Here is a 24,068-nt window from a genome sequence, read left to right on the forward strand (position 1 = left end):
CGCGTGATGTGCGCGCGCGAGGTTGACCTCCCTCTTGGCCTCGGCAATGGCACAGCGCACCGTGACAGGGGTCGAATCGTGCAACGCGGACGCTGTCGCCGAGCCAGGAGAATATCGTGCCGATGAGCATCGACGCCGCCCGCCTCAAGCCCATGGCCGACGCCATCCGCGCCCTGTCGATGGATGCGGTGGAGGCAGCCAATTCGGGCCACCCGGGCATGCCGATGGGCATGGCCGATGTGGCGACGGTGCTGTTCACCGCCCACCTCAAGTTCGATCCCTCCGCTCCGAACTGGGCCGACCGCGACCGTTTCGTGCTCTCGGCCGGGCACGGCTCGATGCTGATCTACAGCCTGCTCTACCTGACCGGCTATGCCGCGCCGACGATCGACGATATCCGCAATTTCCGTCAGCTCACCAGCCCCTGCGCCGGACATCCGGAGAACTTCCTGCTCGAGGGCGTGGAAAGCACCACCGGCCCGCTCGGGCAGGGGCTCGCGATGGCGGTCGGCATGGCGATGGCCGAGCGGCACCTCAACGCGGTCTATGGCGATGACCTGGTCAACCACCGCACCTGGGTGATCGCGGGTGACGGGTGCCTGATGGAGGGCATCAACCACGAGGCGATCGGGCTCGCCGGGCACCTCGGCCTCGGGCATCTCAACGTGCTGTGGGACGACAACCGCATCACCATCGACGGCGCGACCGACCTGTCGACCTCGGAGGACATCAAGGCGCGCTATGCCGCGACGGGCTGGCACGTCACCGAGTGCGACGGTCACGACTTCGCCGATATCGAACGCGCCCTGCAGGAGGCCAAGGCCGACCCGCGCCCCTCGCTGGTCGCCTGCCGCACGCTGATCGGCAAGGGCGCCCCCAACAAGCAGGGCACCAGCGCCACCCACGGCTCCCCGCTGGGCGCCGCCGAGGTCGCCGCCGCCCGTGAGACGCTGGGGTGGACACACGAGCCCTTCGTGATCCCGTCCGAGATCCTCGCCGACTGGCGCGGCGCGGGCGAGCCGGGGCGCCGGGCGCACGGGACCTGGGCCGGACACCTCGAGGCGAGCCCGCACAAGGCCGAATTCGAGCGGCGCATGGCGGGCGAATTGCCGGAGGACTTCAGCCTCGCCGATCACATCGCCGGGCTGATCGAGACGCCCCAGAAGATCGCCACCCGCAAGGCGAGCGAAATCGCGCTTGCCGCAATCAATCCGCGCCTGCCCGACACCATCGGCGGCAGCGCCGACCTCACCGGCTCGAACAACACGCTCGCGGGCGGGATCGGGGCCTTCACGCGCGACAATTACGCGGGCCGCTATGTCTATTACGGCATCCGCGAATTCGGCATGGCCGCGGCGATGAACGGCATGGCGCTGCACGGGGGCGTGATCCCCTATGGCGGCACCTTCCTCGTCTTCACCGACTATGCGCGCGGCGCGATCCGCCTGTCGGCGCTCCAGCGCGCCCGGGTGATCTACGTGATGACCCATGATTCGATCGGCCTCGGCGAGGACGGACCGACCCACCAGCCGATCGAGCATCTCGCTTCGCTGCGGGCGATGCCGAACCTCCTCGTCATGCGCCCCTGCGACGCGGTCGAGACGGCGGAATGCTGGGAGATCGCGCTGGCGCAGAAGGGCCGCCCCGCGGTGCTCGCGCTGACCCGCCAGAACCTGCCGCAGCTGCGCCTGACCGCGTCGACGGAAAACCTCTCGGCCAAGGGCGGCTACCGCCTCAAGGCGGCCGAGGCGCCCCGCAAGGTGGTGATCCTCGCTACCGGATCGGAAGTCGAACTCGCCGCAGCCTGCGCCGCGAAGCTGGAAGAACAGGGCGTGGGGACGGATGTCGTTTCGATGGTCTGCACCGAGCTGTTCGACGATCAGCCGGAAACCTACCGCGCCGAACTGCTGCCCGCCGACGCGCTGATCGTCTCGGTGGAGGCGGCGAGCACCTTCGGGTGGCAGCGCTACACCGGCACGGGCGGCCTCACCATCGGCCTCGACCGCTTCGGCGCGTCGGCCCCGGCGGGCGACCTGTTTGCCCATTTCGGTTTCACCGCGGAGAGTATCGTTCCGCAAATCCTGAACAAGCTCAAGAACTAAGCAGGAGTACCTCTCATGGCTACCAAAGTCGCCATCAACGGCTTCGGCCGCATCGGCCGCCTCGTCGCCCGCGCCATCCTCGAGCGCACCGACCACGATCTCGATCTGGTTGCGATCAACGACCTTGCCGACGCCAAGGCCAACGCGCTGCTGTTCGCGCATGATTCGATCCACGGGCGCTTCAACGGCGAAGTGACGGCCGACGGCGATGCGATCATCGTCAACGGCAAGCGCATCGCGGTGACCAAGGAGCGCGATCCGGGCAAGCTGCCGCATGGCGAGATGGGCGTCGACATCGTGCTGGAATGCACCGGTTTCTTCCAGTCGGACGAAGCGAGCCGCCCGCACCTGGCCGCAGGCGCCAAGCGCGTGATCATCTCCGCGCCCGCGACCGGCGTGTCCAAGACGATCGTTTACGGCGTGAACCACGAAACGCTGACCGCCGAAGACGTGATCATCTCCAACGCGAGCTGCACCACCAACTGCCTCGCGCCGGTGGCGAAGGTGCTGAACGACGCGATCGGGATCGAGCGCGGCTTCATGACCACGATCCACTCCTACACCAACGACCAGCGGATGCTCGACCAGATCCACTCCGATCTGCGCCGCGCCCGCGCGGGTGCGCAGAACATGATCCCGACCACCACCGGCGCCGCCCGCGCGGTCGGCCTGGTGCTGCCGGAACTCAAGGGCAAGCTCGACGGCTCGTCCGTGCGCGTGCCGACCCCGAACGTCTCGATGGTCGACCTCGTCTTCGTGCCGAGCCGCGACACCACCGCCGAGGAAATCAACGCTGCGCTGAAGGCCGCCGCGGAAGGCGCGATGAAGGGCGTGCTCGACTACACCGACCAGCCGCTCGTCAGCTCGGACTTCAACCACTATCCGGCCTCCTCGACCGTCGACAGCCTCGAGACCAGCGTGATGGAGGGCAAGCTCGCCCGCGTCGTCAGCTGGTACGACAACGAGTGGGGCTTCTCGAACCGCATGATCGACACCGCCGGGGTGGTGGCGAAGTTCCTGTAATCCCTTCAACAACACCGTTCGTGTCGAGCGACGTCGAGACACACCTCGGCACGAACGGTTCTCGACTGACGACGAAGTCGGCAGTTCATCCTGAGCCTGCCGAAGGGCTCGAACCGAACGGAAACGTGGCCATGAGCTTCAAGACCCTCGATGATCTGCCCGCCGACCTCACCGGCGAAGTCGCGCTGGTACGCGTCGATCTCAACCTTCCCATGAAGGACGGCTCGGCCACCGACGTGACCCGGGTGGAGGCGGTGAAGCCCACCATCCTCGAACTCGCCGGGCGCGGGGCCAAGGTGCTGCTGCTCGCGCATTTCGGGCGGCCGGGCGGGCAGCGCTCCTCGACCCTCTCCACCAGCATGGTGATCGGCGATGTCGAGAAGGTGATCGGCAAGGAGATCATGTTCATCCCCGAGATCGCCGGCCCGGTGGTGGCGCAGGCGGTGGAATCGATCCTGCGCCCGGGCGACATCGGCCTGCTCGACAACACCCGCTTCTGGCCGGGCGAGGAGAAGAATGATCCCAACCTCGCCCAGGCGATCGCGGCGCACGGGACGCTCTACGTCAACGACGCCTTCAGCGCCGCGCACCGCGCCCATGCCACCACCGAGGGCCTCGCGCATCATCTGCCCGCCTATGCGGGCCGCTCGATGGAAGCCGAATTGAAGGCGCTGGACGCCGCCCTCGGCGCGCCCGAACAGCCGGTCGCCGCTGTCGTCGGCGGGGCCAAGGTCTCGACCAAGCTCGCCGTGCTGGAAAACCTCGTGGGCAAGGTCCAGCACCTCATCATCGGCGGGGGCATGGCCAACACCTTCCTCGCCGCGCGCGGGGTGAATGTCGGCAAGAGCCTGTGCGAACACGATCTCGCCCCCACAGTCGCGAAGATCATGGACGAGGCCGAGAATGCCGGCTGCACCGTTCACCTGCCCTATGACGTTGTCGTGGCGAAGGAATTCGCCGCCAACCCGGCCTTCTTGCGGGTCTGCAACGTCCATGAAGTTGCCGAGGACGAGATGATCCTCGACCTCGGCCCGCAGGCGGTGGAGGCGCTCGCCGACGTGCTCAAGACCTGCCGCACGCTCGTGTGGAACGGGCCGCTCGGCGCCTTCGAGACCGAACCCTTCGATGCCGCAACCGTCGCGCTGGCCCGCACGGCTGCTGCGCTGACGCTCGAAGGCTCGCTCACCAGCGTCGCCGGGGGCGGTGACACGGTCGCGGCGCTGGCCCATGCGGGCGCTTCGGAGGACTTTAGCTACATCTCGACCGCCGGCGGTGCCTTCCTCGAATGGATGGAAGGCCGCGTCCTGCCCGGCGTGGCGGCGCTCGAAGCCTGAGCATGGCTGCGACGGAAGCAGAAATCGAGGCTCTGGCGCTCACCCTGATGCGCGCGTGGGTGGCGGGCGATGCCAAGGCGATGAAGAAGCTGCTGGCCCGCGATTTCATGATGCTGGCCGGCAGCACCCCGCCGCAACTGCTTGATCGCCCGAGCTTCCTTGCCGCGATGGAGCGCGCCTTTGCCTGCACCCGCTTCACCTTCCGCGAAGTGATCGTGCGCGCGCAGGGCAAGGCGGCGTGGTTCGTCGCGGGGGCCGAGCTCGAGCTCGCCTTCGGGCCGAAGACCTGGACCGGCAGCTTCCTCGTCACCGACCTGTGGCGCAAGGGCACGATCGGCGGATGGAAGCTCGCCGAAAGGAGCCTCGGGCGGCTCGACAGCGACGACAGCATCGCCGGCGCCATCGGCAAGCTGCAATTGTGGAAATAGGCATGAGCGAAGCGGTCGAAACCTCCTACGGCGCCCTCAAGGTGATGGAATCGGGCGAGTTTGCGGGTTGGCGCTACTGGGAGGGCGACCCCTTCGAGACCCGCTCGGGCCCGTTCTTCTACCGCCGCGAGGACGACGGCACCTACACCAGCGCCTTCCGCGCCGAGCCGCGTCACATGAACGGCGGCGGGTTCATGCACGGCGGCTGTCTGCTGACCTTCGCCGACTTCGCCCTTTTCGCCATCGCCACCGATGCCCTGAACGGCGACCATGCGGTGACGTTGAACCTTTCGGGCGACTTCCTCGGCTCGGTCCAGTCCGGCGCGCTTGTCGAGGCGCGGGGCGAGGTGACGCGGGGCGGGGGCAAGACCATCTTCGTGCGCGGCCTCGTCACCGGCGACGGCGCCCCGGCGCTGAGTTTCACCGGCATCATCCGGCGACTTTCGAAACGCTGACCTTCGCGGTTGCAGCATCCGCAAGGCCTCGCTAAGGCCGCGCGCACAGGGCTCTGCATACCTATGCACAGGGCCTTCAGGGACGCAGTCGAACCACCTCTCGCGACTTGGAGAACGCTTGCCATGAACACCCGTGAAATGACCGACCGCATCGCCACCGGACAGGGGTTCATCGCCGCGCTCGACCAGTCGGGCGGTTCGACCCCCAAGGCGCTGCGCGGCTACGGGGTGGACGACAGCGAATGGTCGGGCGACGACGAGATGTTCGCCCAGATCCACGCGATGCGCGCCCGCGTCATCACCGCGCCGTGCTTTGCGAGCGGCAAGGTGATCGGCGCGATCCTGTTCGAGAAGACGATGGACGGCGAGGTCGACGGCAAGCCGACCGCCGATGCCCTGAAGGCGCGCGGCATCGTGCCCTTCATCAAGGTTGACGAGGGCCTCGCCGATGAGGCCGACGGGGTGCAGCTGATGAAGCCGATGGGCAAGCTCGCCGCGCTGCTGGAGAAGTCGGTCGCGGCCGGGATGTTCGGCACCAAGATGCGCTCGGTCATCAAGGCGGCGAACCCGGCCGGGATCGCCGCGATCGTCGCCCAGCAGTTCGAGGTGGGCGCGCAGATCATCGCCGCGGGCCTCATGCCGATCATCGAGCCCGAATACGACATCACCGCCGAAGACCGCGCCGAGGGCGAGGCGATCCTGCTGGCCGAGATCACGAAGCACCTCGATGCCCTGCCCGAGGGCCAGCAGGTGATGCTCAAGCTCTCGATCCCCGCAACCGCCGGGCTCTATGCGCCGCTGATCGCGCACCCCAAGGTGCTGCGCGTCGTCGCGCTGTCGGGCGGGTTCTCGACCGACGAGGCCTGCGCCCGCCTGGCGCAGAACCCCGGCATGATCGCGAGCTTCAGCCGCGGGCTCTTGCAGGACCTGCGCAAGGGCCAGTCGGACGAGGAGTTCAACACCGTCCTCGGCAAGGCGATCGACCAGATCGCGGGCGCGAGCGTCTGACGCGCCTGCGGGCAAGGGGGCGTGACAGCAGGGGCGCGAGCCGCTAGCGAACCGCCCCCATGACCCAGACACAGCTCTACCTCATTTCCCCGCTCGATGTCGGCGGGGATTTCCCCGCCCGGCTCGAGCGTGCGCTGGCGGCGGGGGCGCGTCGGCACGGCGATCTTGTCACCGCCTTCCAGTTCCGGGTGAAGGGGCTGGACCAGCACGAGGCCGCCCGCCTCGCCGCGCCGCTCCAGGCGATCTGCGCCGCGCATGACGTGGCTTTCATCGTCAATGATTCGATCGCGCTCGCCAAGCGGCTGAAGGCCGACGGGGTGCATCTCGGGCAGGAGGACGGCTCGCCGAAGGACGCGCGCGCGGAACTGGGGCGCGAGGCGCAGATCGGTGTCACCTGCCACGCCAGCCGCCACCTCGCGATGGAAGCGGGCGAGGCGGGGGCGGATTATGTCGCCTTCGGGGCGTTCTATCCCTCGTCGACCAAGGACAAGGGCGATGCGGAACGCCCAACCCCCGAACTCCTCAGCTGGTGGACCCAGCTTTTCGAGATCCCCTGCGTCGCCATCGGCGGCATCACGCCCGACAACTGCAAACCGCTGATCGAGGCGGGCGCAGATTTCCTTGCGGTCAGCCACGCGGTCTGGGGCGGGGACGAGGTCGCCGCGATCGAGGCCTTCGCCAAGGTCATGCGCGGCTAGCGGCCCTTGTCGGCCCCCGCCGCGCCGTGTAGCCCCGCGAGGCTGTGCGATCTCGGTGCTGGGGGCGGACCTCGATGATCAGGAAAATCGGTTGCGGCGGCTGCCTCGTGGTCCTCGGGCTGGTGGCCGTCCTGCTGGTGCTTTTCGCCCGGACCGAGGCAGGACAGACCCTGCTGGCCCTCGTAATGCTTTATGGCGGTGTCATCTTCGCCGGGGCGATGGCGCACGACACGATCCCCGGCGAGGTGATCGAACTCAGGCGGAGCAGCCAGCCCGATGCGATCCAGGCCGGCAGCATCCGCTTCGCCTATCGAGACGACAACGGCGAGCGGCGTGAGGAATTCCGCCGTGTGATGCTGTCCAACCCCTCCTTCGACAAGCTGAAGGTCGGTGACCGGATCGAGGTCTGGGTGTGCAAGAACGACCGTTCGAAGGTCAAGCTCGTCGGATACCAGACCTACGAACCCGAAAAGTGCTTCGATCAGCCCGGGGACACGAACTAGGCCGCCGCGATCAAGGCTTCCGGCGGATCAGCAGCCCAGCTGGTCGGCGAGGTCGGTGAAGCTGGTCGCCGACCATTCCCACGCCTGTTCGTGGTGGGCATCGGGGGCAGGGGCGCCGCCATATTCGTCGGGCCGGTCGACATAGGCGCACATCAGTCCGGCATTCCGCGCGCCGGCGAGGTCGCCGTGATGTGCTGCGACGAGGCACACCTCGCCCGGCGCAAGGCCCAGCACCTCGGCGGTGTGGAGATAGGCCCTGGGGTCGGGCTTGTAGGCGCCGCTCACCTCCGCCCCGAGGATCGCGTCCCACGGCAGGCCGGCGCGGCGGGCCATGGCGAGGATCAGCGCGATGTTGCCATTCGAGCAGGTGACGATCGGAAACCGCTTCCTGAGCCGCGTGAGGCCCTCCACGGCATCGGGCCACGGGTCGAGCCGGTGCCAGGCACGGTTCCAGTCGGCCAGCAGCGCCTCGTCGAGCCCGGCGGGATCGACGCCGCGTTCGCGCAGGGCCGTCTCCAGCATCTCGCGGTGGAGCACGTCGAGCGGAACGAAGGCCCGGCCCGATTTGCGCATCCCGATCATCGCCGCGATGTATTGCCCGCGCCAGGCATCTGCGAAGCTTTCGGCGGCTTGCGGATCCTCGCCGATCATCGCGAGGAAGCGGGCGGATTCGCGCGCCACGCTGGTGCGCCAGTCGACCACCGTGCCGAACACGTCGAAGGCGAGAGCCTTGGGCAGGGCGCGGCTGTGAGCGGGATCGGCCATGCTTGCTCTGCCGAGGCTAGGTCAGACGCCGCCGCTGCCGATACGGGTGCAGATCAGTTTGCTGTCGCTCCCGTCGGGCGCCAGCTTCCTCAGCGTGTTCTCGCCCAGCACCCGGAAGCGTTCGTCCTTCTTGGGGCCGCGGGTGAAGACCAGTTCGGTGCCGCGCAGCAGGTAGATGCCGTTGCCCGCCGGGCTCTCGTAGCTCGAGGCGGTGCCGATCCGGAAGGCTTCCTCAGGCACCTCGATGAAGGCCTCGCCCCCCGCATCGCCGGGAAGCGCGCATTGCCAGTTGCCGTGGCGCAGGATGCCGAGCATCCCGCCGGTCGGCATGGTGGCGGTTCCGGTCGGGCGCGAGGCCTTGCGGTCCTGTCCCTCGGCTTCGCCGGGGATGAAGGCGGCCATCGCGGCGGCGGAAAGGACGAGCAGGAACACGTAACGCATCTTCATGACGGGCACCTCTACCAGCCCCGCATCGGCCGCGCCATGTCATTAACCACGCGCGCTGCCGCCGCGCGCCGGCCCGCTTGCCGATCGGAGCGCGCTCGGCTATGGGCGCGCATCTTTCGGGGATGTGCGCCTTTCCGGCAGCGCGCCCCCGCACGCTCTTTCCACCTCGTAAAAAGGCCTGAAGCCCATGAAGATCAGCGGCGTCGACATCCGCCCCGGCAACATTCTCGAATATGAAGGCGGCATCTGGAAGGTCGCCAAGATCCAGCACACCCAGCCGGGCAAGGGCGGGGCCTACATGCAGGTCGAGATGAAGAACCTGCAGGACGGCCGCAAGACCAACGTGCGCTTCCGCAGCGCCGACACGGTCGAGCGCGTGCGGCTCGACACCAAGGACTTCCAGTTCCTCTATGAAGACGGCGACATGCTGGTGTTCATGGATCAGGACACCTACGAGCAGATCAACCTGCCCTCCGACCTTCTGGGCGACGCGCGCCCCTTCCTGCAGGACGGGATGCAGGTGATGCTCGAGCTGTGGGACGAAAAGCCCATCAGCGTCGAGCTGCCCGCCCAGATCGAAGCCACCATCGTCGAAGCTGACGCCGTGGTGAAGGGCCAGACCGCCTCCTCGAGCTACAAGCCCGCGATCCTCGACAACGGCGTGCGCATCATGGTGCCCCCGCATATCGAAAGCGGCACGCGGATCGTGGTCGACGTCTACGAGCAGGCCTACGTCGGCAAGGCGAACTGAGGGGCGACACCTCCCGTTCGTGTCGAGCGTAGTCGAGACACAATAGCGCCGCACCCGCCTCTCGACTGCGCTCGAGGCGAACGGCAGAGAGTATTGCAATGGCAGCTATTTCCGGCCTCATCCGCGTCATGGAACGCGCCGCGCGCAAGGCGGGCGGGCGTCTGCGGCGCGATTTCGGCGAAGTCGAGCACCTTCAGGTCTCCCGCAAGGGCCCGGCCGATTTCGTCAGCAAGGCCGACATGCGCGCCGAGCGCACGCTCTATGACGAACTCTCCGCCGCGCGCCCCGGTTGGGGCTTCGTGATGGAAGAGGCAGGCGTGATCGAGGGCGATCCGGGGATGCCCCGCTGGATCGTCGATCCGCTCGACGGCACCAGCAACTTCCTCCACGGCATCCCGCACTTCGCCATCAGCATCGCCGCGCAGGAGCCGCGGCCCGACGGGAAGGGCTGGGGCGATGTCGTTGCGGGCGTGGTCTACCAGCCGATCACCGACCAGACCTTCTGGGCCGAGAAATCGCGCGGGGCCTGGCTCCACGATGCGCGCCTGCGCGTCTCGGCTCGCTCGCGCCTGTCGGACGCGCTGGTGGCGACGGGCATTCCCTTCTTCGGCCACGGCGACTTTGCCGAGTGGAGCCGCATCTTCGGCGCCATCGGCCCCGAGGTCGCAGGCATCCGCCGCTTCGGCGCGGCCTCCCTCGATCTGGCCTACGTGGCGCAGGGGCGCTTCGACGGGTTCTGGGAAAGCGGCCTTTCCGACTGGGACACCGCCGCCGGCTGCCTGCTGGTGCGCGAGGCGGGCGGCTTCGTCTCCGATTTCCGCGGGCGTTCGGAAGCGATCCATTCGGCGCAGGTGCTGGCGGCGAACGATGCGCTGCACTCCAAGCTGCACAAGCTGCTGGCGGGCGCGCTGCGCTGATGATCATTCGCCGGTCGTCGGCAGGTCGTTGCGCGGTCATCGCCCCGCCGTACCGCTGCCGTCGCGGTGTTCCACGTGGAACAGCCGGGGTCATGCTTGATGCCGCGCGCAATGCGGGCTAGAGGCGCCCGGTCCGCTCCGGGGCCCCTGTGGTGGAATTGGTAGACGCGACCGACTCAAAATCGGTTATCGAAAGATGTGCCAGTTCGAGTCTGGCCAGGGGCACCACCCACTTGCGTTAGCGACAAACCGCTTGCCCGCAGCGGCCCCCAGTGGCTAGCCTTGCGGGCAACGCCATGCTGGAAGCTCCCTCCTATCACGCGATAGCGGCCATGGCGGTGACCATCGCCATGTTCATCGGCTTCGCCCGGGGACGCTACCCCGAGGAGATCGTCTCGCTCGTCACCATCGCGGTGATCGGCGTGGGGCTCTACTTCGCGCCGCTGGCCGGGACCAAGCCGACCGACGGCCTCGCGCTCGCCTTCGGCGGCTTCGGCCATTCGGCGCTGATCACGATCTGCGCTCTGATGATCATGGGCCGGGGGCTGGTGGTCACGGGCGCGCTCGAACCCTTCGCGCGGCTGCTGGAAAACGTGTTCCGCCTCAATGGCCAGATCGGGCTTCTTGCGGCGCTCCTGCTGGCGTTCTTCCTGTCGATGTTCGTCAACGACACGCCGGTGATGGTGCTGCTGATCCCGATCGTCGTCGCCATCGCGGCCAAGGGGCTGATGGCCTCGTCAAAGGTGCTGATGCCGCTCAACACCGCAGTGCTGCTCGGCGGCATGGCGACCACCATCGGCACATCGACCAACATCCTCGTGGTCAGCATCGCCGACGATATCGGCATGGCCCCCATAGGGGTGTTCCAGTTCACGCCGATCGTGCTGATGGCCGGGCTGGTGGCGGTGCCCTACCTGTGGCTGGTGATGCCGCGGATGCTGCCCGACAACTCGGTCCTGCCCGACAATGCCCGGCGCATCTTCCACACCCGGCTGCGCGTCGGGTCGAGCGGCGCGCTGGCGGGCGCCGACCTCACGAGCGTCCACGCCAAGCTGCCCGAGGGGATCACCGTCCACGATGCCCCCGCCGGGCCCCTGCCGCCCCATCACAGGCTCCACATCTCGGGCACTCACGAGGCGATCGAGGAGGCCGCCCGCGCGCTCAAGGGCGATCTTGCCCCGACCTGGGTGATCGACAGGATCCGCAATGTCTCAAAGGCGAAGGGCGAGGACATCGTCGCCGTCGAGATGACGGTGACCGCCGATTCGCGCCTCGTCACCCGCACCCTGGCAAGCTCCGGCATTGCCGACCTTTACGGCGTCGCGGTGCTCGGCATCCATCGCCCGGCCCGCGTTCTGGGCGAGCGCGAGATCTACAGCGAGGTGGGCGATCTCAGGATCCTCGAGGGCGACGTGCTGCTGGTGATGGGTATCGAGGAGGACCTCCAGAGCTTCGCGCGCAGCGACGGACTGCTCCGGCTCGAGGGTGCCCGCGAACTGCCGCGCCGCTCGAAGGCCGTGCTGGCAGGCGCGATCATGCTGGGGGCGATCTCCACCGCGTCGCTTGGGGTGCCGTGGTTCGACAGCGCGGGCGGCTATGCGCCGATCAAGCTCCCCATCGCGATCTCCGCGCTTGCCGGGGCGATCGCGATGTTCGTCACCGGCTGCGTGAAGTTCGACCGCGTGGGCCGCGCGCTTTCGGCCAAGGTGATCGTGCTGATCGCCGCGAGCCTCGCCATCGGCCGGGTGATCGACGAGAGCGGGGCGGCCGCGTGGCTGGGGCAGGCGCTCTCGCTGGGCCTCGCCTACCTGCCGCCGGCGCTGGTGCTCTCGGCGATCATGCTGTTCGTGACGCTGCTGACGAACTTCGCCTCCAACGCCACCGCCGCGACGATCGGGACGCCGATCGCCTACAGCATCGCGCTGCAGCTCGGCCTTCCGCCCGAGCCGCTGGTGCTGGCCGTTCTGTTCGGCTGCAACCTCGCCTTCGCCACGCCGATTGCCTATCAGACCAACCTGCTGATCATGTCCGAAGGGGACTACGAATTCGGCGATTACGTGCGCGCCGGCCTGCCGGTGGTGGCGCTGATGGTGACGGTGCTCTCGGTGCTGCTGGTGCTGTGGTACGGCTTGTGAGGACAGGGAAGGGGAGAGCGAGGATGAAGCGACGGGCATGGGCGGGTGCGAGCGTCCTCGCGCTGGTGGCGGCGCCGGCGCAGGCGGACGAGCTGCGCGATGCGGTGGCGGCGGACCTGCCGGCGCTGGTCGAGCTCTACAAGGACCTTCACGCCAACCCCGAACTGTCGTTCCAGGAGGTCGAGACCGCGAAGAAGCTCGCCGCCCGCGCCCGCGCGCTGGGCTTCGAGGTGACCGAGGGCGTCGGCAGGACCGGCGTCGTCGCGGTGATGCGCAACGGCGAGGGCCCCACGGTGATGCTGCGCGCGGACATGGACGGGCTGCCGGTGATCGAGCAGACCGGTCTGCCGTATGCCTCGAAGCGCCGCGCCGTGCCCGCGACGGGCGTCGAGACCGGGGTGATGCACGCCTGCGGGCACGATACCCACATGGCCGCCTGGGTCGGCACTGCGCAGCTGCTGAGCGAGCGGCGCGACCAGTGGTCGGGCACGCTGGTGATGATCCTCCAGCCCGCCGAGGAAATCGGCGAGGGCGCCAAGGCGATGCTCGACGACGGGCTCTACACCCGCTTCCCCAAGCCGGACTACGTGCTTGCCTTCCATGATTCGGCGCAGGCCCCGGCGGGGCATCTGGGCTATTCCAACGGCTTCGCGCTCGCCAATGTCGATACGGTCGACGTGATCGTGCCCGGCATCGGCGGCCACGGCGCCTCGCCCCATACGACCAAGGATCCGGTGGTCATCGCCTCGAGCATCGTGATGCGTCTGCAGACGCTGGTGAGCCGCGAAATCGATCCGCAGGAACCTGCCGTCGTCACAGTCGGCAGCTTCCAGGCCGGCTCCAAGCACAACATCATCCCCGACGAGGCCCGGCTCCAGATCACCGTGCGCAGCTATGCCGATGCGACCCGCCAGCACCTGCTCGAGGGGATAGCGCGGATCGCCAGGGGCGAGGCGGTTGCCGCCGGGATGCCGGAGGACAGGATGCCCCGCGTGGTGGTGCAGCAGGTCTACACGCCGGCGACCTTCAACACGGCCGATCTGACCACGAAGGTGATGTCCGGGCTCCAGACGCGCTTTGCCGGCAGGGTGTCGGAGGTTCCGGCGGCGATGGCGGGGGAGGATTTCAGCCAGTATTACCGCGCTGACCGCGAGAATGTCGAAAGCCTGATCTTCTGGGTCGGCGGGGTGCCGCAGGACCGCTGGGAGAAGGCGCAGAGGGGCGAGCTGTCGCTGCCCTCGCTCCACTCCCCCTTCTGGGCGCCCGACGCTCCGGTGGTGATCGCCACCGCGACCGAGGCGCTGACGGCGGCGACGCTGGATCTGCTGGCGAAGAAGGGCGGGTAGGCCGCGTCATCCATCGGACCCGTTCGCCCTGAGCTTGTCGAAGGGCCGTCCTTCGCTTCTCGGGTTCGCGCTGAACTCAAGGAAAGTGCAGTCCTTCGACAAGCTCAGGACGAACGGATTTCGTGCGTTTCGCCAGGAACTTTCCCGCCCCGCCAATAAATTCGGCCGCCGGAGCGCCCCCTTGCGGAGGCATTCCGGCGGCCGTTTCTCCTCCCCAGGAGAACTGTGAAACGGGTTATTCGCCCGATGCGGGCACGTAGGTGCCGAGGCGGTGGTGAAGGGCGTTGATCTTGGCCAGCTCCTCGCGGTCCTCGGTGGCGCGGGCATGGCTTTCCAGCGCGCGGCGCAGGAGCTTCATGTCGGCGGTCGAGAGCAGCGCGCGGGCGCGGGCGGGCTCGGTCTTGGGGGTATCGGTCTCGGTCATGTCACTCTCCGCTGGGTGATGTCACCCGCGTTTCCTTAGGCGGTTCGGGTGCATCCCGGAAGGCCGGATCGTCCGGTCCTCCCGGGATTCTCTCCCACCCCTTGAGGCTTAGGCCGCCTCGAACTGGTTCATCGTGTTGTGCACGCCGCCCGCCTTCAGGGCAGCTTCACCGGCGAAGTACTCCTTGTGATCGTCGCCGATGTCGGAGCCCGACATGTTCTGGTGCTTCACGCAGGCGATGCCCTGGCGGATTTCCTCGCGCTGCACGTTCTTGACGTAACCGAGCATCCCGGCCTCGCCGAAGTATTCGCGGGCGAGGTTGTCGGTCGAGAGCGCCGCGGTGTGGTAGGTCGGCAGGGTGATGAGGTGGTGGAAGATGCCGGCCCGCGCAGCAGCATCGCGCTGGAAGGTTCGGATCTTCTCGTCGGCCTCGTTCGACAGTTCGGTGCCGTCGTAGTCGACGCTCATCAGCTTGCTGCGGTCATAGGCCGACACGTCCTTGCCCGCCGCTTCCCAGGCGTCGAACACCTGCTGGCGGAAGTTCAGCGTCCAGTTGAAGCTGGGCGAGTTGTTGTAGACCAGCTTGGCATTGGGCACGACTTCGCGGATGCGGTCGACCATGCCGGCGATCTGCTCGACGTGGGGCTTTTCGGTCTCGATCCACAGCAGGTCCGCGCCGTTCTGGAGCGAGGTGATGCAGTCGAGCACGACGCGGTCCTCGCCCGTGCCGGGGCGGAACTGGTAGAGGTTCGAGGGCAGACGCTTGGGCGCGAGCAGCTTGCCGTCGCGGCTGATGAAAACCTGACCGTTGGTGATGTTGGCGGGATCGACCTCATCGGCGTCGAGGAAGCTGTTGTACTGGTCGCCGAGATCGCCCGGTTCCTTGGAATAGGCGATTTGCTTGGTGAGGCCGGCGCCGAGCGAGTCGGTGCGGGCAACGATGATCCCGTCGGGGACGCCGAGTTCGAGGAAGGCGTGGCGGCAGGCGCGGATCTTCTGGAGGAAGTCCTCGTGCGGCACGGTGACCTTGCCGTCCTGGTGGCCGCACTGCTTTTCGTCCGAAACCTGGTTCTCGATCTGGAGTGCGCAGGCACCCGCCTCGATCATCTTCTTGGCAAGGAGGTAGGTCGCCTCGGCATTGCCGAAGCCCGCATCGATGTCGGCGATGATCGGCACGACGTGGGTCTCGTAGTTGTCGATCGCGTTCTCTAGCCGCTTGGCCTCGACCGCGTCACCGGCCTCGCGGGCCTTGTCGAGCGCGCGGAACATCATGCCGAGTTCGCGGGCGTCGGCCTGCTTGAGGAAGGTGTAGAGTTCCTCGATCAGCGCGGGCACCGAGGTCTTCTCGTGCATCGACTGGTCGGGCAGGGGGCCGAACTCGCTGCGCAGCGCGGCGACCATCCAGCCCGAGAGATAGAGGTAGCGGCGCTTGGTCGAGCCGAAGTGCTTCTTGATCGCGATCAGCTTCTGCTGCGCGACGAAGCCGTGCCAGCAGCCGAGCGATTGGGTGTACTGCGCCGGATCGGCGTCATAGGCGGCCATGTCCTCGCGCATGATCTTGGCGGTGTACTTGGCGATATCGAGGCCGGTGGCGAAGCGGTTCTGGATCGCCATGCGCGCGGCGCTTTCGGGGTCGATCGCGGCCCAGCTCGGCCCATTGGCGGTGACGATGTCGCGCATCCGGGTGATGGTGTTCTGGTAGGTCATGGTCTTCTCCTGTCCATCCTGGGGAGTGGTTCGGGCCCGCTTGCCGGACTCGCGCCGCTGCATGGCCTCGCTGTGCCGTGTTGCGCCGCAGCATGACAGGGAAAGTTACAAATATTCTTGTCGCTATGCGGACTTTGGTGCCTGATCTTGTGTAAATCGGTAAATTTGTTTACAAGACGTCATGAGCGACACAAACCTCCTCGCCGGACCCGCCCTGCGCCGCCTGCGCAAGCGCGAGGGCCTCACGCAAGCCGGCATGGCGGGCCTGCTCGGCATCTCGCCTTCCTACCTCAATCTCATCGAGAGGAACCAGCGCCCGCTCTCCGCGCGCGTGCTGGTGCAGGTGATCGAACGCTTCGACTTCGATCCGCGCTCCCTGCGCGAGGACGATGCCATCGGCGGGCTCGACGGGCTGGCGCGGCGCATGGCCGACAAGCGCTTCGCCGATCTGGGGATCGACCGCGAGGAGGTGCAGGAATTCCTCGCCGCCGCACCCCAGATCGCCGCCGCCTTCGCGCGGCTTTACGACACCGGGGGCGGGGGCGAGCGCATCCTTGCCGAGGACGCCGCGGCCGCCGCGCGCCGGGCCGTGGAGCGGTGGCAGAACCACTTTGCAGACCTCGACCATGCCGCCGAGGACCTCGCCGACGAATTGCGCCTGAGCCGGGGGGAGATCAGCGCGGCGCTTTCCGAACGCCTGCGCGAAAAGCACCAGCTGCAGGTGCGCATCCTGCCGGCCGAGGTGATGCCCGGGCAGGTTCACCGGCTCGATCTCCACGCCCGGCAGTTGCAGCTCTCCGAAATGCTCCCGGGCGCGGCGCGGCGGTTCCAGATCGCGCGGCAGGTGGGGATGCTCGAGATGCGCGAGGGGATCGAGACGCTGGTGGCGGGTGCGAACCTCGCCAGCCCCGAAGCGCGCGATATGCTGCGCGAATATGTCGCCGATTACCTCGCCGGGGCGCTGCTGCTCCCCTACCGCCGCTTCCTGCGCGCCTGCGAGGCGACCGGATATGATCTCGCGGTGCTGCAACGCCGTTTCGCCGTCAGCTTCGATCAGGTCGCGCAGCGCCTCACCACGCTCGGGCGGGTGGGCGAGCGCGGCCTGCCCTTCTTCACCGCCACCATCGACCGCGCCGGACGGATGACCCACTTCACCGCCGGCGGCAGCGGCGCGCTTTACCCGCTCGAGAGCGCGCGCTGGCCGGCCTGGGTGCCTTATGCCGCCTTCGAGCGCCCGGGCACCGTGCTCACCCAGGCCGTGACCTTCGGCGAAGGCGAGGCGGCGGCGCGGCACTGGTTCACCATCACCCGCACGGTCGACGGTGACGGGGTGATGTGCGCCGGTCGCCGGGCGGTGGTGCTGGGGCTCGAGGCGCGCTTCGCCGGCGACCTCGCCCATGCCCGGGGGATCTCGCTGGACCGGGCGGATGCGGTGCCGCTCGGCACGCCCTGCGGCCGCTGCGGGCGAGCGGAATGCCTCACCCCCGCACCGCTGCGCCTTGCCGGAACCTTGCCCCGGCCGAGGCCCGCTTCCTAGCCCCGGCGTTAACCCTCGCAACCCGCAGGAAAGCAGGCGCTGCGCAGACGGTGTAAAGTTTACCGACACTTAAGGTCTCGCGCCTAGAAGCATCGGTGCATGCACCAGAGGCCCCCTGCGCAATGATCCGCCTGTTCAAGCACTATATCCCGCACGCCGTGCTGCTGCTCGGCCTGCTCGATCTCGGCTTGCTGGTGCTTGCCAGCGAGGTCGCCTGGCAGTGGCGCGCGCACCAGATCGCGATCGCGCCGGGCGCCGTCGGCGAACGCTGGCTACCGCTCATCGGCACATCGCTGGTGATCTGGCTGGCGATGATCGCGGTCGGGGTCTACGGCCCCCACGCCCTGCGATCGCTGCGCTTTGCAGGCGCGCGCGTGCTCGTCGCTATCAGCCTCGGCATCATCGCCCTGGCGGTGATCGACTTCGTCTTCCCGAGCGACATGTTCTGGCGCTCGACCCTGCTCTACACGATGGGCCTTGCGATCCTGGTGCTGGTGGCGGACCGGCTGCTGCTCAACTCCTTCCTCGGCTCCTCGGCCTTCCGTCGCCGGGTTATGGTGCTGGGGGCGGGCGACCGGGCGCAGCGCCTGCGCGAGCTGGGTGAGAAGCCCGAGACCGGCTTCGCCATCGTCGCCTACATCGCCATGAGCGACGACAACCGCGTGGTCGAGGAAGCCATCCCGCGCGCCGCGATCCACGATCTGGGGCGCTTCGTCGAGAACCTTGGGGTCTCCGAGGTCGTGCTCGCCCTGCAGGAACGCCGCAACGCCCTGCCGCTCAAGGACCTCTTGCGCATCAAGACCAAGGGCGTCCACGTCAACGATTTCTCGAGCTTCATCGAACGCGAGACGGGCCGCGTCGATCTCGACACGATCAACCCTTCGTGGCTGATCTTCTCGGACGGCTTTTCCAGCTCGCGGATGTTCTCGAGCGCGGTGAAGCGCATCTTCGACATCACCGCGAGCCTGATCCTGCTCGCCGTCACCCTGCCGGTGATCATCGTCTTTGCCCTGCTGGTGAAGCTCGACAGCAAGGGGCCAGCCTTCTTCCGCCAGCAGCGCGTCGGCCTCTATGGCGAGACCTTCACGCTCATCAAGCTGCGCTCGATGCGCACCGATGCCGAGAAGGACGGCGCCAAGTGGGCCGAGAAGAACGATCCGCGCGTCACCCGCCTCGGCCGCTTCATTCGGAAGGTCAGGATCGACGAACTCCCCCAGACCTGGAGCGTATTGAAGGGCGAGATGAGCTTCGTCGGCCCGCGTCCCGAAGTCCCCTCCTTCGTCGAAAGCCTCGAGGAGGAGATCCCCTTCTATGGCGAGCGGCACATGGTGAAACCGGGCATCACCGGATGGGCGCAGATCAACTACCCCTACGGCGCCTCGGTCGAGGACAGCCGCTGCAAGCTCGAGTATGATCTCTACTACGCCAAGAACTACACGCCCTTCCTCGATTTCGTGATCCTGCTCCAGACGCTGCGGGTGATCCTGTGGCCGGAGGGCGCGCGGTGATCTGGCCGGGCAGTCTCGTGCCGCTGGCGGGCTTCCTCGCATGGCTTGCGGGGGCCGTGCTGAGCGCGGGTGCGATGCTGTGGATCTGGCGCAACGGCGAGCGCGCGCGGCCCGACCGGACCGGGCTGCTGGCGGCGTCGGGCGCGAGCGCCGTGTGGTGCGCGCTGGCCGCGGCCATCGGCCCCGAACACGGTGCGACGGCGCTGGCGGGGATGGTACGCAACCTCGCGCTGATCGCCACGATCTTCTCGCTCTTCGCCGCCGACGGCCGCACCGCCAGCCTCAAGCCGGTGCGTCCGGTGATCGTCGCTCTGGTGCTGGTGCAATTGCTGCAGGCGGTGGTGCTGCTGGCCGGCAGTCCGCTGGAAGGAGGCCGCGCCGCCTTCGAGGCGCGGGTGCTGATCGATATGCTGGTGGCGATCGGCGCGCTGATGCTGCTCCATAACCTCTATGCCGGTGCGGCAAGTGCCCTGCGACCGGTGCTGCGCTGGACCGGCGTCGCGCTGGCGGGCATCTTCGCCTATGATCTCAACCTCCACACGCTGGCCTATCTCGGCGGCGAGACGCCGCGTGCGCTGGCTGATCTGCGCGGGGTGTTCGCCGGGACGATGGCGGTGATCTTCGCACTCGGGGTGAACGCGGCCGGACCGCGCGTGCAGTTCAGCCCTTCGCGCGCGGTCACTTTCCGCACGCTCTCGCTGCTGCTGATCGGAGGCTATCTGGCCGGCATGGCGCTGGTCGCCAAGGCGTTGGCGCTGCTCGGCGGCGACGTGGCGCGCGCAGGGCAGGTGGTGTTCGTGGTCGCGGCGATCGTCGCGGCCGGGGCGGCGCTCCCTTCGCCGCGGATGCGCGCATGGCTGCGGGTGACGGCGACCAAGCACCTGTTCCAGCACCGCTACGACTACCGGCAGGAATGGATGCGCTTCACCCGCACCATCGGGCGCGGCGGAACGGGCGGCGCAAGCCTCGAGGAGCGCGTGGTCAAGGCGCTCGCCGACATCACCGAAAGCCCGGCCGGCCTTCTGCTGATGCCCAACGAGCAGGCTCAGCTCGAACTCACCGCGCGCTGGAACTGGCCGACCCTTGCGGTCCCGGCGGTGGCGGGCGATTTCGCGCTCTCCGCTCTGCTCGAACAGCACAACCTCATCCTCGCGCTCGACGAGGCCCGCGCGGGGATCGACCACCATGGGGAGGCGCGCGAGGTGCCCGCGTGGTTGCGCGATGCCGATGATGCCTGGGCGATGGTGCCGCTGATCCATTTCGACCGCCTCGTCGGCGTGATCGTGCTCGCCCGCCCGCGCAGCCCGCGCCATCTCGACTGGGAGGATTTCGACCTCCTGCGCGTCGCCGGGCAGCAGCTGGCGAGCTACCTTTCCGAACAGGCCGGGCAGCAGGCGCTGATGGATGCGAGCCGCTTCGACGAGTTCAACCGGCGCATGGCTTTCGTCATGCACGACATCAAGAACCTCGTGAGCCAGCTTTCGCTGCTCGCTGCCAATGCCGAAAAGCACGCCGACAACCCCGCCTTCCGCGCCGACATGCTGGTGACGCTGCGGAACTCTGCCGACAAGCTCTCGGCGCTGCTGGCGCGGCTCGGGCGCTATGGTGCGGGGCAGGTGGCGGAGCTTGCGCCGATCGACCTGATCGACCTCGCCCGCGGGGTGGCAGGGCGTTTTGCGGGGGTGCATCCGGTGGCGCTGTCCCGCGAGGCGCCGGTGCGGGTGATGGGCAACCGCGAGGCGCTCGAACAGGCGCTGATCCATCTCGTCCAGAACGCCATCGACGCGAGCGAGCCGCAAAGCCCGGTGTTCCTCGATGTGACCGGCGAGGGCCTCCACGGCACCATCGAGGTGGTCGACGCCGGCAAGGGCATGAGCCCCGAATTCGTGCGCACCGGCCTGTTCAAGCCCTTCGTCTCGTCCAAGCACGGCGGCTTCGGCATTGGCGCCTTCGAGGCGCGCGAGCTGGTCAAGGCGATGGGCGGAAGGATCGCGGTCGAGAGCCGCGAGGGGCTGGGGACGCGCTTTGCCGTCGTCCTGCCGCTCGCCGAGGCGGTGCGGCTGCTCGATGCGGGCGCGCAAGGCCATCAACCCGTTCAGGAGGCCATGTGATGGCGGACAGGAAACCCGTTCTGCTGGTGATCGAGGACGATCCCGGCCTGCAAGCCCAGCTCAAATGGGCCTATGACGATTTCGAGGTGGTGATCGCGGGCGACCGCGACAGCGCCATCGCGGCGCTGCGTTCCGAGGCGCCCGGCGTGGTGACGCTCGATCTCGGCCTGCCGCCCGATCCCGACGGCACCACCGAGGGCTTCGCCGTGCTCGATGCGATCATGCAGCTCAAGCCCGACACCAAGGTGATCGTCGCGAGCGGCCACGGCGCGCGCGAAAGCGCATTGGCGGCGATCGCGCGCGGGGCCTACGACTTCTACCAGAAGCCGATCGACATCGACGCGCTCGGCCTGATCGTGCGCCGCGCCTTCAACCTGCGCGCCATCGAGGAGGAAAACCGCCGCCTCGTCGCTTCGGCCGGCGCCGACAAGACGGTGCTCGGCCGGATGATCACCGGCGCGCCCGAGATGGTCAAGGTCGCCCGCACCATCGAACGCGTGGCGCGCACCTCTGTCTCGGTGATGCTGCTGGGCGCGAGCGGGACGGGCAAGGAATTGCTCGCCAAGGGCCTCCACGAGGCGAGTGACCGCGCGAACGGGCCCTTCGTCGCCATCAACTGCGCCGCGATCCCCGAGAACCTGCTCGAAAGCGAGCTCTTCGGCCACGAGAAGGGCGCCTTTACTGGCGCGGTCAAGACCACCGAGGGCAAGATCGAGAGCGCCGACGGGGGCACGCTGTTCCTCGACGAGGTCGGCGACATCCCGCTGCCGCTTCAGGTCAAGCTGCTGCGCTTCCTCCAGGAACGCACCATCGAGCGGGTCGGCGGGCGCAAGGCGATCGCGGTCAACACCCGCATCGTGTGCGCCACGCACCAGGACCTCGAAGGCATGATCGCGGCCGGCGCCTTCCGCGAGGACTTGTTCTACCGCCTCGCCGAGATCGTCGTGCGCATCCCCGGCCTTGCCGAGCGCCACGGCGATCCGGTGCTGCTGGCCAAGGCCTTCCTCAAGCGGTTCGCCGCCGAGATGAACCCTGCCGTCACCGGCTTCGCCCCCGACGCGCTCGCCGCGATCGACGCGCATGAATGGCCGGGCAATGTCCGCGAACTGGAAAACCGCGTGAAGCGCGCGGTGATCATGGCCGACGGCAAGCTGGTCAGTGCCGAGGACCTCGATCTGGCCGGAGCCGATGACGCGGAGGCCGACGTGCTCAACCTCAAGGCCGCCCGCGAGGCGGCGGACCGCAAGGTGATCCGCCACGCGCTCGCCCGCAGCGAAGGCAATATCTCGAGCACCGCCAAGCTGCTCGGGATCAGCCGCCCGACGCTCTACGACCTGCTCAAGCAGTATGATCTCCAGACCTAGGGCCTTCCCCGTCCTCGTCGCACTGGCGCTCGCGGGCTGTTCTGCCGATGCCGGCGAGGATGCGGCCGCGCGCCTCGCCGCCGCCGATCCGGCCGTGCGGCGGCTGCTTGCCGATGCCGATGCGGCGATGGCGGCAGGGGCGCTCGCCGAAGCGGGCGTGAAGCTCGACGAGGCGCGCGCGCTCGCGCCCGACAGCCCCGACCTGTGGCTCGCCATCGCCCGGCTGCGGCTGCGCGGCGGCGAGCACCTGACCGCCATCGAGGCCGCCGACCGCGCGCTCGCCATTGCCCCCGACCATGCGCCTGCCCTGCTGTTGCGCGCCCTGACGGTGCGCGACGCCCACGGCGCGGCCGAGGCGCTGGTGTGGTTCGAGGCGGCGCGCAAGGCCGATCCCGACAACCCCGATATCCTCGCGGAATATGCCGCCACCCTCGGCGACAGCGGCGCGGCAGGCGCGATGCTCTCGATGGTGCGCGATCTCGCTGAGGCCGTGCCCGGCGATCCGCGCGTGTCCTATCTCCAGGCGGTGCTTGCCGCGCGCGGGGGCAAGTTCACGATTGCCCGCAGCCTCCTCTCGCGCAGCGGCATGGCCACCCGGGGCGTGCCGGCGGCGCTGCTCCTCGATGCCGTGATCAGCCTCGAGGAAGGCAATGTCGACAGCGCCGCCGCGACGCTCGAAGGTCTCGCCGCGCGCCAGCCCGGCAATGCGCGGGTGCGCGAACTGCTCGCCCGGGCGCTGCTGGTGGGCGGTCGCGAGGCCGAGGTGATCGCGCGCTTCGGCGCCGAGGCCGAAGGGGCTGATGCGTCAGCCTACCTCCTCATGCTGGTCGCCCGCGCGCACGAACGCCTCGGTGACCGGGCGGCGGCGGCACCGCTGCTGGCGCGGGCCTATGGCGGCGGGACACCGGGGGCTGTGGTGCTGTCGGCGCGTGAGGGTCTGCCGCCGGCCACAGCCGGTGTGCGCGCGGCGCTGGCCGCCGGAAAGGCGCCGGCCGGGCGCGATCAGGCGCTGGCCTTGCGCAGACGTTTCCCGGCCTCGGCCGATGTCGCGGTGCTGGTGGGTGATGCGCTGCTGGGTGCAGGCGACGTGCGCGCGGCGCTGGCGGACTATGCCCGCGCGTCGCGCTATCGCCGCCCCTGGCCGCTGACCCGCAAGGTCGCCTGGACCTTCGACCGCGCGGGCGATTCCGCCGCGGCGGACCATCTGCTGGCGCGTCACGCGGGCGGGGAGCGCAGCAATGCGAGCGCCCTCGTTGCCCTCGCCGAACGCCGGGCGGCGCGCGGGGACTGGCAACGCACCGCGCTGCTGCTCGATCACGCGGCGGTGCTGGGTGCGGGGCATGATCCCGCGTTGCTTGGCCTGCGCCTGCGTGCGGCCCGCGAGGAAAAGGCGACGGAGGACGAGCAACGCCTTGCCGCGACCCTTGCCGAGGTGCGGCCCACGCCCCTCGCGCCGCGCTGAGCGCCGGTCGCTCTCGACATAGCCGGGCGGGCAGGGCAGGGGG

21 protein-coding genes and 1 tRNA gene are annotated in these 24,068 nt (G+C 68.5%); 18 read left to right on the top strand and 4 right to left on the bottom strand.

What is annotated here, in order from left to right; translation table 11 throughout:
- Positions 1-122: 122 nt before the first annotated feature.
- The 8 genes from tkt to CBR61_RS09760 all read left to right on the top strand — a co-directional run bounded on the left by tkt (position 123) and on the right by CBR61_RS09760 (position 7,551).
- The gene (gene tkt / locus CBR61_RS09725) at positions 123-2,102 is read left to right on the top strand and encodes a transketolase (protein ID WP_088914173.1); all 1,980 of its coding nucleotides are present in this window, start codon (positions 123-125) and stop codon (positions 2,100-2,102) included.
- 15 nt (positions 2,103-2,117) lie between these two features.
- Positions 2,118-3,125, top strand: coding sequence for a type I glyceraldehyde-3-phosphate dehydrogenase (gap, locus tag CBR61_RS09730; protein WP_088914174.1), 1,008 nt, complete (start codon positions 2,118-2,120; stop codon positions 3,123-3,125).
- Between the two features lie 131 nt (positions 3,126-3,256).
- Positions 3,257-4,459, top strand: a complete 1,203-nt coding sequence (locus CBR61_RS09735) for a phosphoglycerate kinase (protein WP_088914175.1) — start codon at positions 3,257-3,259, stop codon at positions 4,457-4,459.
- Positions 4,460-4,461: 2 nt separating this feature from the next.
- Positions 4,462-4,887 (top strand): YybH family protein, encoded by a 426-nt coding sequence (locus CBR61_RS09740; RefSeq protein WP_157696556.1) that lies wholly within the window; start codon positions 4,462-4,464, stop codon positions 4,885-4,887.
- Between the two features lie 2 nt (positions 4,888-4,889).
- The gene (locus CBR61_RS09745; protein ID WP_088914177.1) at positions 4,890-5,342 is read left to right on the top strand and encodes a PaaI family thioesterase; all 453 of its coding nucleotides are present in this window, start codon (positions 4,890-4,892) and stop codon (positions 5,340-5,342) included.
- Between the two features lie 123 nt (positions 5,343-5,465).
- Positions 5,466-6,350 carry a fructose bisphosphate aldolase gene (locus CBR61_RS09750; RefSeq protein ID WP_088914178.1) on the top strand — a complete coding sequence of 295 codons (885 nt, stop codon included), beginning with the start codon at positions 5,466-5,468 and terminating at the stop codon, positions 6,348-6,350.
- A 59-nt stretch (positions 6,351-6,409) separates the two neighbouring features.
- Positions 6,410-7,048: a thiamine phosphate synthase gene (thiE, locus tag CBR61_RS09755; RefSeq protein WP_088914179.1), complete on the top strand. Its 639-nt coding sequence runs from the start codon at positions 6,410-6,412 to the stop codon at positions 7,046-7,048.
- A gap of 74 nt (positions 7,049-7,122) precedes the next feature.
- The gene (locus CBR61_RS09760; protein WP_088914180.1) at positions 7,123-7,551 is read left to right on the top strand and encodes a hypothetical protein; all 429 of its coding nucleotides are present in this window, start codon (positions 7,123-7,125) and stop codon (positions 7,549-7,551) included.
- A 27-nt stretch (positions 7,552-7,578) separates the two neighbouring features.
- On the opposite strand, the gene CBR61_RS09765 is transcribed toward CBR61_RS09760, so the two are convergent.
- Together CBR61_RS09765 and CBR61_RS09770 are read right to left on the bottom strand one after the other, a co-directional pair.
- Positions 7,579-8,316: a haloacid dehalogenase type II gene (locus CBR61_RS09765; RefSeq protein WP_088914181.1), complete on the bottom strand. Its 738-nt coding sequence runs from the start codon at positions 8,314-8,316 to the stop codon at positions 7,579-7,581.
- Positions 8,317-8,337: 21 nt separating this feature from the next.
- A complete protein-coding gene (locus CBR61_RS09770; protein ID WP_088914182.1) occupies positions 8,338-8,763 on the bottom strand; it encodes an elongation factor P in 426 nt (141 codons plus the stop codon).
- Positions 8,764-8,950: 187 nt separating this feature from the next.
- Between CBR61_RS09770 and efp the strand changes: the two genes are divergently transcribed.
- The 5 genes from efp (at position 8,951) to CBR61_RS09795 (ending at position 13,912) form a co-directional block, all read left to right on the top strand.
- Positions 8,951-9,514: an elongation factor P gene (gene efp, locus CBR61_RS09775; RefSeq protein WP_088914183.1), complete on the top strand. Its 564-nt coding sequence runs from the start codon at positions 8,951-8,953 to the stop codon at positions 9,512-9,514.
- Positions 9,515-9,612: 98 nt separating this feature from the next.
- Positions 9,613-10,431 carry an inositol monophosphatase family protein gene (locus CBR61_RS09780; protein ID WP_088914184.1) on the top strand — a complete coding sequence of 273 codons (819 nt, stop codon included), beginning with the start codon at positions 9,613-9,615 and terminating at the stop codon, positions 10,429-10,431.
- 143 nt (positions 10,432-10,574) lie between these two features.
- Positions 10,575-10,659 (top strand) — tRNA-Leu (locus CBR61_RS09785).
- 68 nt (positions 10,660-10,727) lie between these two features.
- Positions 10,728-12,566: an SLC13 family permease gene (locus CBR61_RS09790; RefSeq protein WP_088914185.1), complete on the top strand. Its 1,839-nt coding sequence runs from the start codon at positions 10,728-10,730 to the stop codon at positions 12,564-12,566.
- 23 nt (positions 12,567-12,589) lie between these two features.
- Complete coding sequence (locus CBR61_RS09795) at positions 12,590-13,912, top strand: amidohydrolase (protein ID WP_088914186.1); 1,323 nt, start codon at positions 12,590-12,592, stop codon at positions 13,910-13,912.
- 235 nt (positions 13,913-14,147) lie between these two features.
- On the opposite strand, the gene CBR61_RS09800 is transcribed toward CBR61_RS09795, so the two are convergent.
- Positions 14,148-14,336, bottom strand: coding sequence for a hypothetical protein (locus CBR61_RS09800; protein ID WP_088914187.1), 189 nt, complete (start codon positions 14,334-14,336; stop codon positions 14,148-14,150).
- 108 nt (positions 14,337-14,444) lie between these two features.
- The gene (locus CBR61_RS09805; RefSeq protein WP_088915563.1) at positions 14,445-16,043 is read right to left on the bottom strand and encodes an isocitrate lyase; all 1,599 of its coding nucleotides are present in this window, start codon (positions 16,041-16,043) and stop codon (positions 14,445-14,447) included.
- 181 nt (positions 16,044-16,224) lie between these two features.
- Here CBR61_RS09805 and CBR61_RS09810 point away from each other — a divergent pair, with 181 nt between their 5' ends.
- From CBR61_RS09810 to CBR61_RS09830, 5 genes are all read left to right on the top strand, one after another.
- Positions 16,225-17,580, top strand: coding sequence for a helix-turn-helix domain-containing protein (locus CBR61_RS09810; RefSeq protein WP_088914188.1), 1,356 nt, complete (start codon positions 16,225-16,227; stop codon positions 17,578-17,580).
- Positions 17,581-17,702: 122 nt separating this feature from the next.
- Positions 17,703-19,088 (top strand): TIGR03013 family XrtA/PEP-CTERM system glycosyltransferase, encoded by a 1,386-nt coding sequence (locus CBR61_RS09815; protein WP_088914189.1) that lies wholly within the window; start codon positions 17,703-17,705, stop codon positions 19,086-19,088.
- Positions 19,067-21,199, top strand: a complete 2,133-nt coding sequence (gene prsK / locus CBR61_RS09820; protein WP_088914190.1) for an XrtA/PEP-CTERM system histidine kinase PrsK — start codon at positions 19,067-19,069, stop codon at positions 21,197-21,199. Before CBR61_RS09815 ends, prsK begins: the two co-directional genes overlap by 22 nt.
- Complete coding sequence (gene prsR / locus CBR61_RS09825) at positions 21,199-22,563, top strand: PEP-CTERM-box response regulator transcription factor (protein WP_088914191.1); 1,365 nt, start codon at positions 21,199-21,201, stop codon at positions 22,561-22,563. Before prsK ends, prsR begins: the two co-directional genes overlap by 1 nt.
- Positions 22,547-24,025 (top strand): hypothetical protein, encoded by a 1,479-nt coding sequence (locus CBR61_RS09830; RefSeq protein WP_088914192.1) that lies wholly within the window; start codon positions 22,547-22,549, stop codon positions 24,023-24,025. Before prsR ends, CBR61_RS09830 begins: the two co-directional genes overlap by 17 nt.
- The last annotated feature ends 43 nt before the right edge of the window (positions 24,026-24,068 follow it).

The organism is Porphyrobacter sp. CACIAM 03H1 (genome assembly GCF_002215495.1).
Lineage (GTDB): Bacteria > Pseudomonadota > Alphaproteobacteria > Sphingomonadales > Sphingomonadaceae > Erythrobacter.

What these genes read in the sequence shown, in the direction of transcription:
- tkt (WP_088914173.1), top strand. Translation starts at nt 123, where the DNA reads ATGAGCATCGACGCCGCCCGCCTCAAGCCCATGGCCGACGCCATCCGC.
- gap (WP_088914174.1), top strand. Translation starts at nt 2,118, where the DNA reads ATGGCTACCAAAGTCGCCATCAACGGCTTCGGCCGCATCGGCCGCCTC.
- CBR61_RS09735 (WP_088914175.1), top strand. Translation starts at nt 3,257, where the DNA reads ATGAGCTTCAAGACCCTCGATGATCTGCCCGCCGACCTCACCGGCGAA.
- CBR61_RS09740 (WP_157696556.1), top strand. Translation starts at nt 4,462, where the DNA reads ATGGCTGCGACGGAAGCAGAAATCGAGGCTCTGGCGCTCACCCTGATG.
- CBR61_RS09745 (WP_088914177.1), top strand. Translation starts at nt 4,890, where the DNA reads ATGAGCGAAGCGGTCGAAACCTCCTACGGCGCCCTCAAGGTGATGGAA.
- CBR61_RS09750 (WP_088914178.1), top strand. Translation starts at nt 5,466, where the DNA reads ATGAACACCCGTGAAATGACCGACCGCATCGCCACCGGACAGGGGTTC.
- thiE (WP_088914179.1), top strand. Translation starts at nt 6,410, where the DNA reads ATGACCCAGACACAGCTCTACCTCATTTCCCCGCTCGATGTCGGCGGG.
- CBR61_RS09760 (WP_088914180.1), top strand. Translation starts at nt 7,123, where the DNA reads ATGATCAGGAAAATCGGTTGCGGCGGCTGCCTCGTGGTCCTCGGGCTG.
- CBR61_RS09765 (WP_088914181.1), bottom strand. Translation starts at nt 8,316, where the DNA reads ATGGCCGATCCCGCTCACAGCCGCGCCCTGCCCAAGGCTCTCGCCTTC.
- CBR61_RS09770 (WP_088914182.1), bottom strand. Translation starts at nt 8,763, where the DNA reads ATGAAGATGCGTTACGTGTTCCTGCTCGTCCTTTCCGCCGCCGCGATG.
- efp (WP_088914183.1), top strand. Translation starts at nt 8,951, where the DNA reads ATGAAGATCAGCGGCGTCGACATCCGCCCCGGCAACATTCTCGAATAT.
- CBR61_RS09780 (WP_088914184.1), top strand. Translation starts at nt 9,613, where the DNA reads ATGGCAGCTATTTCCGGCCTCATCCGCGTCATGGAACGCGCCGCGCGC.
- CBR61_RS09790 (WP_088914185.1), top strand. Translation starts at nt 10,728, where the DNA reads ATGCTGGAAGCTCCCTCCTATCACGCGATAGCGGCCATGGCGGTGACC.
- CBR61_RS09795 (WP_088914186.1), top strand. Translation starts at nt 12,590, where the DNA reads ATGAAGCGACGGGCATGGGCGGGTGCGAGCGTCCTCGCGCTGGTGGCG.
- CBR61_RS09800 (WP_088914187.1), bottom strand. Translation starts at nt 14,336, where the DNA reads ATGACCGAGACCGATACCCCCAAGACCGAGCCCGCCCGCGCCCGCGCG.
- CBR61_RS09805 (WP_088915563.1), bottom strand. Translation starts at nt 16,043, where the DNA reads ATGACCTACCAGAACACCATCACCCGGATGCGCGACATCGTCACCGCC.
- CBR61_RS09810 (WP_088914188.1), top strand. Translation starts at nt 16,225, where the DNA reads ATGAGCGACACAAACCTCCTCGCCGGACCCGCCCTGCGCCGCCTGCGC.
- CBR61_RS09815 (WP_088914189.1), top strand. Translation starts at nt 17,703, where the DNA reads ATGATCCGCCTGTTCAAGCACTATATCCCGCACGCCGTGCTGCTGCTC.
- prsR (WP_088914191.1), top strand. Translation starts at nt 21,199, where the DNA reads ATGGCGGACAGGAAACCCGTTCTGCTGGTGATCGAGGACGATCCCGGC.
- CBR61_RS09830 (WP_088914192.1), top strand. Translation starts at nt 22,547, where the DNA reads ATGATCTCCAGACCTAGGGCCTTCCCCGTCCTCGTCGCACTGGCGCTC.